General features: G+C 58.6%; 8 protein-coding genes and 2 pseudogenes. All 10 read left to right on the top strand.

Annotated features, from left to right (window positions below; all coding sequences use genetic code 11):
• Positions 1–1,032 (top strand): annotated as a pseudogene (locus tag Q1B15_RS19590) (carbamoyltransferase HypF); the annotation flags it as partial.
• A 93-nt stretch (positions 1,033–1,125) separates the two neighbouring features.
• Entirely contained in the window at positions 1,126–1,467 is a 342-nt protein-coding gene (gene hypA, locus Q1B15_RS19585; RefSeq protein ID WP_299757035.1) for a hydrogenase maturation nickel metallochaperone HypA, read from the top strand.
• The gene (hypB, locus tag Q1B15_RS19580) at positions 1,467–2,264 is read left to right on the top strand and encodes a hydrogenase nickel incorporation protein HypB (RefSeq protein WP_299757033.1); all 798 of its coding nucleotides are present in this window, start codon (positions 1,467–1,469) and stop codon (positions 2,262–2,264) included. Before hypA ends, hypB begins: the two co-directional genes overlap by 1 nt.
• 3 nt (positions 2,265–2,267) lie before the next feature.
• Entirely contained in the window at positions 2,268–2,561 is a 294-nt protein-coding gene (gene hypC / locus Q1B15_RS19575) for a HypC/HybG/HupF family hydrogenase formation chaperone (RefSeq protein WP_299757030.1), read from the top strand.
• On the top strand, positions 2,558–3,703 hold the full coding sequence (gene hypD, locus Q1B15_RS19570) for a hydrogenase formation protein HypD (RefSeq protein ID WP_299757027.1): 1,146 nt from the start codon (positions 2,558–2,560) through the stop codon (positions 3,701–3,703). The genes hypC and hypD overlap by 4 nt, the downstream gene beginning before the upstream one ends.
• Before the next feature lie 2 nt (positions 3,704–3,705).
• Positions 3,706–4,740 carry a hydrogenase expression/formation protein HypE gene (hypE, locus tag Q1B15_RS19565; RefSeq protein ID WP_299757024.1) on the top strand — a complete coding sequence of 345 codons (1,035 nt, stop codon included), beginning with the start codon at positions 3,706–3,708 and terminating at the stop codon, positions 4,738–4,740.
• A gap of 362 nt (positions 4,741–5,102) precedes the next feature.
• Positions 5,103–5,558 carry a hypothetical protein gene (locus Q1B15_RS19560; RefSeq protein WP_299757021.1) on the top strand — a complete coding sequence of 152 codons (456 nt, stop codon included), beginning with the start codon at positions 5,103–5,105 and terminating at the stop codon, positions 5,556–5,558.
• Between the two features lie 176 nt (positions 5,559–5,734).
• Positions 5,735–6,046, top strand: coding sequence for a hypothetical protein (locus Q1B15_RS19555; protein ID WP_299757019.1), 312 nt, complete (start codon positions 5,735–5,737; stop codon positions 6,044–6,046).
• Positions 6,047–6,049: 3 nt separating this feature from the next.
• Positions 6,050–7,570, top strand: a complete 1,521-nt coding sequence (locus Q1B15_RS19550; protein WP_299757015.1) for a bifunctional aminoglycoside phosphotransferase/ATP-binding protein — start codon at positions 6,050–6,052, stop codon at positions 7,568–7,570.
• A 181-nt stretch (positions 7,571–7,751) separates the two neighbouring features.
• Positions 7,752–7,837 (top strand): annotated as a pseudogene (locus Q1B15_RS19545) (IS5/IS1182 family transposase); the annotation flags it as partial.

Here is a 7,837-nt window from a genome sequence, read left to right as displayed (position 1 = left end):
TTGCTCAAGTCGGGCAAAGCGCTGCTGTCGCATCATTTGGGTGATCTTGACGACCCGCAGGCGTGGGACAGGTTCCAAAAGGATGTCACCAGTTATTCGCGCCTTTTCGACCATCACCCGTCCGTGGTGGCCTGCGACCTGCATCGGGACCTGCGCACCTCACAGCTTGCTGCAGCCCAGGCCGGTGACATGCCGCTTGTCGAGGTGCAGCACCACCACGCCCATCTCGCAGCCTGCCTCGCCGAAAACCGTTGGCCGCTGGATGCTGGACCCGTTGCCGGGATCATTCTGGACGGGCTGGGGTTGGGCGCGGACGGCACCATCTGGGGCGGCGAAGTGCTGGTCGGTGACTACCTCGGCTTTCGGCGCGCCGCAGCGCTGGCCGCAGCGCCATTGGCAGGTGGCGACGCCGCCCAGCGCGAGCCTTGGCGCAATGCGGTGATGCGGCTGGATCAAGCGGGGTTGGCAGATCTTGCCGACACTTTGTTTTCGGATTGGCCTCGCGATCTTCTGCGTCAGGTGGCCACGTCAGGGATCAACGCGCCGTTGTCGTCATCAGCGGGGCGTCTTTTTGACGCGATGGCCGCCTGCCTGGGCCTTGCCACAGATCGCCAAAGCTACGAAGGCGAGGCTGCGATGCGGTTGCAGGCATTGGCGCAGCGCGCGCCCGACGCCTTTGGCACCCCCTATCCTTTTGCGTATCGCGAAGGCGTGCTTGACCCAATTCCGATGTTTCAAAGCTGGGCCTATGACCATTCAAACGGTGTGCCCGCCGAGGTCGGCGCAGCGCGGTTTCACGCTGGTCTTGCCCAGGCGTTTGCAGGCGCTGCACGAACCGAGGTTGAGGCCGGGCGCGCCAAGGCAGTGGCGTTGTCGGGCGGCTGTTTTCAGAACGCGACGCTGTTGGATATGGTCCTGCGGTACCTTCGGGATATTCCAGTTCTTATTCACACGCGGATACCCGCGAATGACGGCGGTCTGGCGCTTGGTCAGGCGGTGATAGCTGCGGCCGGTTCGATCCGCGGCGGGTAGCCGCCAAAACAAGCGAGGCGAAAACCCGTGGCTTTCCGTCGGCATCTGCGTGTAGGCTCGGATCACGCCTCTCAATCCGGCGTCAGGTGGACCATGCATGAAATCTCGTTTTGTGAAGGCATCCGTACAGTGATCGAGGATCAGGCTAAAACCCAGAGCTTCGATCGCGTCACGACAATCCGTCTGGAAATCGGACGCTTTTCCTGTGTCGAAAAATCCGCCCTGGACTTTGCGTTTGACGCTGTAATGAAGGGAAGCGTGGCCGAAGGGGCCGCGTTGATCATGATCGACGTGCCCGGCCGGGCGATGTGCTATGATTGCCTGCAGGAAGTTGAGCTGAACGACCGACTGGCACAATGCCCCGATTGCGGTGGTGAAAAACTAATGCCGGTCTCGGGTGATGTGATGCGGATCAAGAATATAGAGGTGGAGTGATGTGTGCGGTCTGTGGATGTGGGACGGGAACCGTCGGAAATCACACGCATGCGCATCGCCATGACACGGATATGCATTTCGGCAATGGTGCGGCGGGGGTCAGTCTTGCCGGAGCGTCGCAAGCCCGGCTTATCGAGGTCGAGATCGATATCCTGTCGCAAAACAACCGCTATGCCGCCCAGAACCGCACGCGTCTTAGGGCGCTTGGCGCCTTTACGGTGAACATGGTCAGCTCTCCGGGCTCGGGCAAGACCACGCTGCTATGCAAGACGATCGAGGCCCTTCGGAAACAGCCCTTGGCCGTCATCGAAGGCGATCAGCAAACCGCTCGCGACGCCGACCGCATCCGTGCCACCGGCGCGCCCGCGGTGCAGGTGAATACCGGCAAGGGCTGTCATCTCGATGCCCACATGGTCGGTCATGCACTAGAACAGCTGCCCCTTGCCCAGAATGCGATGCTGTTTATTGAGAACGTCGGAAATCTGGTTTGCCCCGCCGCTTTTGACCTTGGCGAAGACTGCAAGGTTACTGTGCTGTCAGTCACCGAAGGCGAAGACAAGCCGCTGAAATACCCCGATATCTTCACCGCATCGCGCCTCGCGATCCTAAGTAAGATCGATTTGGCGCCGCATTGCGATGTCGACCTTAATCTGTTCCACCGCAACCTGATCCGGGTGAACCCCGGCATCGAGATTATTTGGCTGTCGGCCCGCACTGGCGAGGGCATGGCTGACTGGATCACATGGCTTGACGCCCGCTTGGCCGAAGCTGCCCGCCCCCAGAAAGAAGGGCCCTGACCTGTGTGCCTTGGTATCCCCGGCCAAATCATCGCTATAACGGACGCCGACCTCATGATGGCGGTGGCCGAAATCTCAGGTGTGCGGCGCGAGGTGAACGTGGCCTGTATCGCAGAGGGCGCCCCGCTGGAGAATCTCGTCGGCACCTGGACGCTCATCCATGTCGGCTTTGCGATGAGCCGGATTGATGAAGACGAAGCCGCAAAGACGCTGGATGTGCTTCGTGAATTGGGCGAGGCACAGGAAGTGCTGGATGCGATGGCCGAGGGTGCCGAAAGCCTGAGACCGCGCAGATGAAATACGTTGAGGAATTTCGTGATCCGGCCGCCGCCAGGGGTGTTTTGGCCGAGATTTCGCGGGTGACCGACCAGATCGGCGCAACGGCAGATGCCCCAGTGCGGATCATGGAAATCTGCGGCGGCCATACCCATGCAATCTTTCGATACGGACTGGACAAACTCACGCCCGATGGCATTGAGTTTATCCATGGCCCCGGCTGCCCCGTTTGCGTCCTGCCAAGAAGTCGAGTGGATGAGTGCATTGATCTGGCGGAACAACCAGACGTGATCTTTACCTCGTTTGGCGATGCTATGCGGGTGCCGGGATCATACAAGTCGCTGCTGCAGGCCAAGGCACAGGGCGCGGATGTGCGCATGGTCTATTCGCCACTTGATGCGCTTGAACTCGCACGGCGCAATCCGGATCGCGAAGTGGTTTTCTTCGGCTTGGGGTTTGAGTCGACGACACCGTCCACCGCCTTAACAATCCAGCAGGCCCGACGCACAAATGTTCTGAATTTCAGTGTTTTCTGCAATCACATCACAGTTCCGCCACCGATCAAGGCCTTGCTGGATGACCCGCACATGTGCCTTGATGGATTCGTCGGTCCTGGCCATGTGTCGATGGTGATCGGTTTGAGACCCTATGACTTCATTGCCCAAGACTATGGCAAACCCATCGTCGTGGCGGGTTTTGAACCGCTCGATCTGTTGCAATCGGTGTTGATGGTTCTGCGGCAAATTCGCGATGGGCGCGCGGAGGTGGAAAACCAATACGCCCGCGTCGTGCCAGCAGAGGGAAATCCTGTGTCGCTGGCCGCGATCGCGGATGTCTATGAAACGCGCCCAAGTTTTGAATGGCGGGGCTTGGGAGAAATCGACGCCTCGGGGCTGCGGATCAGGCCGGATTACGCAACCTTTGACGCCGAGCAGAAGTTCCAGATCGGTTACGGCGCTGGCCAAGCGCGCGCAGTGGCCGAACCGGACGGATGCGCCTGCGGGGAGGTGATGACCGGCCGCGTCAAACCGGTGGCGTGCCCGCATTTTGGCAAAGGCTGCACGCCTGAATTGCCGCTTGGCGCGCTGATGGTCAGCTCTGAAGGTGCATGCGCTGCGTATTACCAATACGGCGGTGCACGTGCAGTCGAGGTTGCAAAATAGATATGTCCACCCGTACGCGCCTTCGTGACAGCCATGTGACGCTTGCACATGGCGGCGGCGGCAAGGCGATGCGCGACCTGATCGAGGACGTCTTTGCCACTGCCTTCAACACCGACACGACCGAGGATCAAGCCCGCCTGACCGATGCGGCCCTTGCCGACCCTGGCGCGCGGCTTGCCTTCACCACCGACAGCTATGTGGTCCATCCAGTGGAATTCCCTGGCGGAGACATCGGCAAGCTTGCCGTTTGCGGCACGGTGAACGATCTGGTGGTTGGCGCCGCCCGCCCGCTGTGGCTATCGGCGTCCTTCATTATCGAGGAAGGCTGCGAAATCGCTCTGCTTCGGCGCGTCGTCGCGTCGATGCGCACCGAAGCGGACAAGGCCGGCGTAAGAATCGTGACCGGAGACACAAAGGTCGTGGAGCGAGGGTCCGCTGACACGGTTTTCATTACAACATCAGGGATCGGTGTGATCCCACCGGGCAGGCACATGGCCGCCAAAACGATCCGCCCGGGCGATGTCGCCATCGTCAGCGGGGTTCTGGGCGACCATGGTGCTGCAATCTTGATCGCGCGCGGTGACATGGCCCTGTCAACGGACATCCGATCCGATTGCGCCAGCTTGGGCCATTTGATCGAGGCTGTGCTTGCCGCAGCGCCTGACACGCGTGCGGCAAGGGACGCGACCCGGGGCGGGCTTGCTTCGGCGTTGAACGAAATGGCTGCCACAGCGAGGTGTTCAATAGAAATTGACGAATCCGCGCTGCCGCTCCGAACCGAGGTGAAGGGCATGTGCGAAATTCTCGGCTTTGATCCCTTGTACCTCGCCAACGAGGGCACGCTTGTGCTGTTCGTGCCGCCCGATCAAGCCGACGCCGCCCTCGCGGCCATGCAATCGCAAGAGACTGGACGCAACGCTACAATCATCGGGCGGGCGATTTCTGGCACTTCAGGCCGCGTTGTCATTCAAACGATATTTGGCGGGATGCGCATTGTAGACATGCTGGTCGGAGAGCAGCTTCCGCGTATTTGTTAGGTTTTCTCCTCTCCAATATAGGGCCCAAACCTGTTCCACCAAAACCGGACAGTCTTATGACTGACGTCGATCCCGCGTTCGAGCAGCAAGTCCTCCACGTTTGGAACGGACGACCAAAAACGCACATACATCTTTTCAGCCCAGGCGGATGATCTCTGGGCTCGTCTCCCGACAAGAACCCCTCACTCACAGAATTCGGGTCCATGATCATATCAAATCTCATTTGCTCTGCGCAGATCGACCTATCGCGCAACATGCCACCAAGCGCGGCACTCCCGATTGATACATCTCAATACGGTGATCGCGGTTCGGCGCATGATGATCGGCAACCACCCTAGATTGTGCATGTCATGGAGACTGGAATGCCCGACCCTGAAACCAAAGCGAGCAGTTCAAAAACAACTTATATCAATGTTCCCGAAGCCGTCGGGGTGTTTGACACATTCGCGGCACAACAGGCTGCATTTTGTGATCTGCGTTCTGTGGGCTTTCACCATTCCGACATCAGTCTTTTGGGAAGCCAGGAAGCCTTGGAAGAGAGGCTGGGCAAAGCCTATTGGCGTGCATCCGCGCTTGAGGACGATCCCGACGCGCCCAGAGCCAACTTTGTGTCCGAAGAGGCAATCGGGGAACTTGAAGGGGCCATCGCGGGTGGATTTTTCTTCGTGGGGTCTGCCATCGCGATGACGGCACTGCCGACACCCGCAAGCGCGTTGGCCGCATTATCGCCGCCGTCATTGGGACGCTGCTCGCCAGGCTGGTTGGGCAACGCCACAAGAATTACTACGAGAGCCAGAACCGTCATGGCGGTGTCGTGATGTGGGTCCGCACGCGCGATAAGGAAAAGGAGGACCTCGCCGTCAAGATCATCAAGGGGCACTCAGGACGAGACGTGCACGTGCACGCCTGGAGCGAATGATCGCGAGCCTTCATTTCCTCACCGTTACGGCCACGGATTCACACAGATAGGAAGGTTACATGGTAAAGGATTTTTTTGATCGGCATCGCAACATCCTTAAGCTGCCTACTTGGCGCGACGGCATCCGCCCAGCAAGCAGACAGCGGCTCGGAGACAGTGACGACGAGCGAACTCATTTATCTCATCAACGCACAGGCGGATGAAGAAATGGACGGCTTACTGCGATTGGAAACAGAACTACGATCCCGTGGTCTGACCACGATGATCAAGGCATCCGGTCCTGTTCTTGAAACCTATCCGCAGCTGTTCAAGCGTCTGTTCCAAGACGGGCGCGAGATCATTGGCGGACTTGCCAATCCGCTTTGCATTCTTTTGACAAGGACCTAATTTATGCAGGAAGACGTCATCGCATTCCTCAGCTCCTCTGGAGCGCACCCCGGCGGAGGGCCGGTAGAGGTTGTGCAAACCCATGGTGCATTGATCTTCCTGGCAGGCGATGTCGCGCTGAAAATCAAACGTGCCGTGCGGTATGATTATATGGACTTGTCGACGTTGGAGCTACGCGAGGCCATGCTGCACCGAGAGCTGGAACTGAACAAACCCGTCGCACCCAAGATATACCACGATGTTGTGCCCGTGACGCGCGCGGCTGACGGCAGCCTTGCGCTAAAAGGCAAAGGCGACCCTGTTGAATGGGTACTTCGCATGTGGCGGTTTCCGGCGAAAGACGAATTATCAGTAGTCGCCGATGCAGGCGGCATTGACGATGGGCTTGCGAATGATTTGGGAAAGGCGGTTTTTTCCTATCATTCACAAACCCCGCAACGTTGCCGCGACGGTGCGATATTGATCCGCAATATTCTGGACGAACTTGACCGGGTGTTTGCAGATATGAAAGCGCCGCTGGGGGCTGAACTGATTGATCAGTTTCATCGCCAGAGCCGCGCCATGTTGGCGCGTGCTGCACCCTTGCTGCGCGAGCGCACAAACGCCGGGCATGTGCGGCGTTGTCATGGCGATTTGCACCTGCGCAATCTTGTGCTTTTGGACGGCAAGCCAGTGCCGTTTGACGCGCTTGAATTTGATGAGGAACTCGGCACCTGCGACGTGCTTTACGACCTCGCCTTTTTGATTATGGACCTGCAGCACCGCCACCTAGGGCGCGCTGCCAATATGGCGTTGAATGCGTATCTTTTGGCGGCGTTGGGTGCCGAAGATGACGGGCTGGCAGTCTTGCCCTTATTCCTCGGCGTGCGCGCTGCCATCAGTGCGATGGTTACGGTGCAGGCCGCATTGGCTACAGGCAAGACCGTTGGGCCAGAATCGGTCCAATTTCTCAATGATGCATGTGGATCGTTGCGGCCCTGCACGCCGTCGGTGGTGCTTATTGGCGGCATGTCAGGGACTGGCAAAACAACAGTATCCCATGCGCTTGCGCCGTTGATTGGTGCCGCCCCCGGCGCCATTCATTTGCGTAGCGATCTGGAACGTAAGGCGATGCGCGGTGCGGATGCAAACGTGCACCTTGCTTCCAGCGACTATACGTCTGCGGCACGTAATGCCGTCTATAACAGGATGCTGGACCGCGCGGCCAGGATCATAGCGGCAGGTCATTCCGTTCTGATCGACGCTACGTTTCTAGAAGCTTCGGCCCGCACCGCGGCTTTTGGGATGGCGGAAAAGGTGGGTGTTGCTTGCCATGCCCTTTGGTTGGAAGCGCCCCTGGACATCCTGATTGACAGGGTTCAAGCGCGCAAGGGCGACGCATCAGATGCCGATGAAGGCGTGGTTCGACTGCAGCTTGAAGCTGGCAAAGTGCCCTCCGGTTGGCAGAACTTGTCCGCCGCAGGCACCCCAGATGAAACGATTGCATTTGCTCAAGCGGCCTTGCATCTACCGCCTGATAACTGAAGCCCCGTCAGATATGTTTGCTAAAGTCATCGCACGTGGAATGTGGGGTGGTGCTCAAATTTCCGCTGAGCTGGGGACTAAGCTGCCCAGACGCGGCTCAATCTATCTAAGAGCCTGATTTTAAAATAGTTGAATGAGTTCAGTAAGTTGTGATTCTGTTCGGTTGTGAAGCTGAACGGAGATCTCAGTGGCCTGGACTGAACTCACTCGTCGCCAACATGACCGCAAGGGCAATAAATATGCAAGCGATACAACGGACCCGGAATG

Source organism: uncultured Boseongicola sp. (assembly GCF_937988555.1).
In the GTDB taxonomy this organism is placed as follows: Bacteria; Pseudomonadota; Alphaproteobacteria; order Rhodobacterales; family Rhodobacteraceae; genus Boseongicola.
This window is presented reverse-complemented; position numbering and strand designations above follow the sequence as displayed.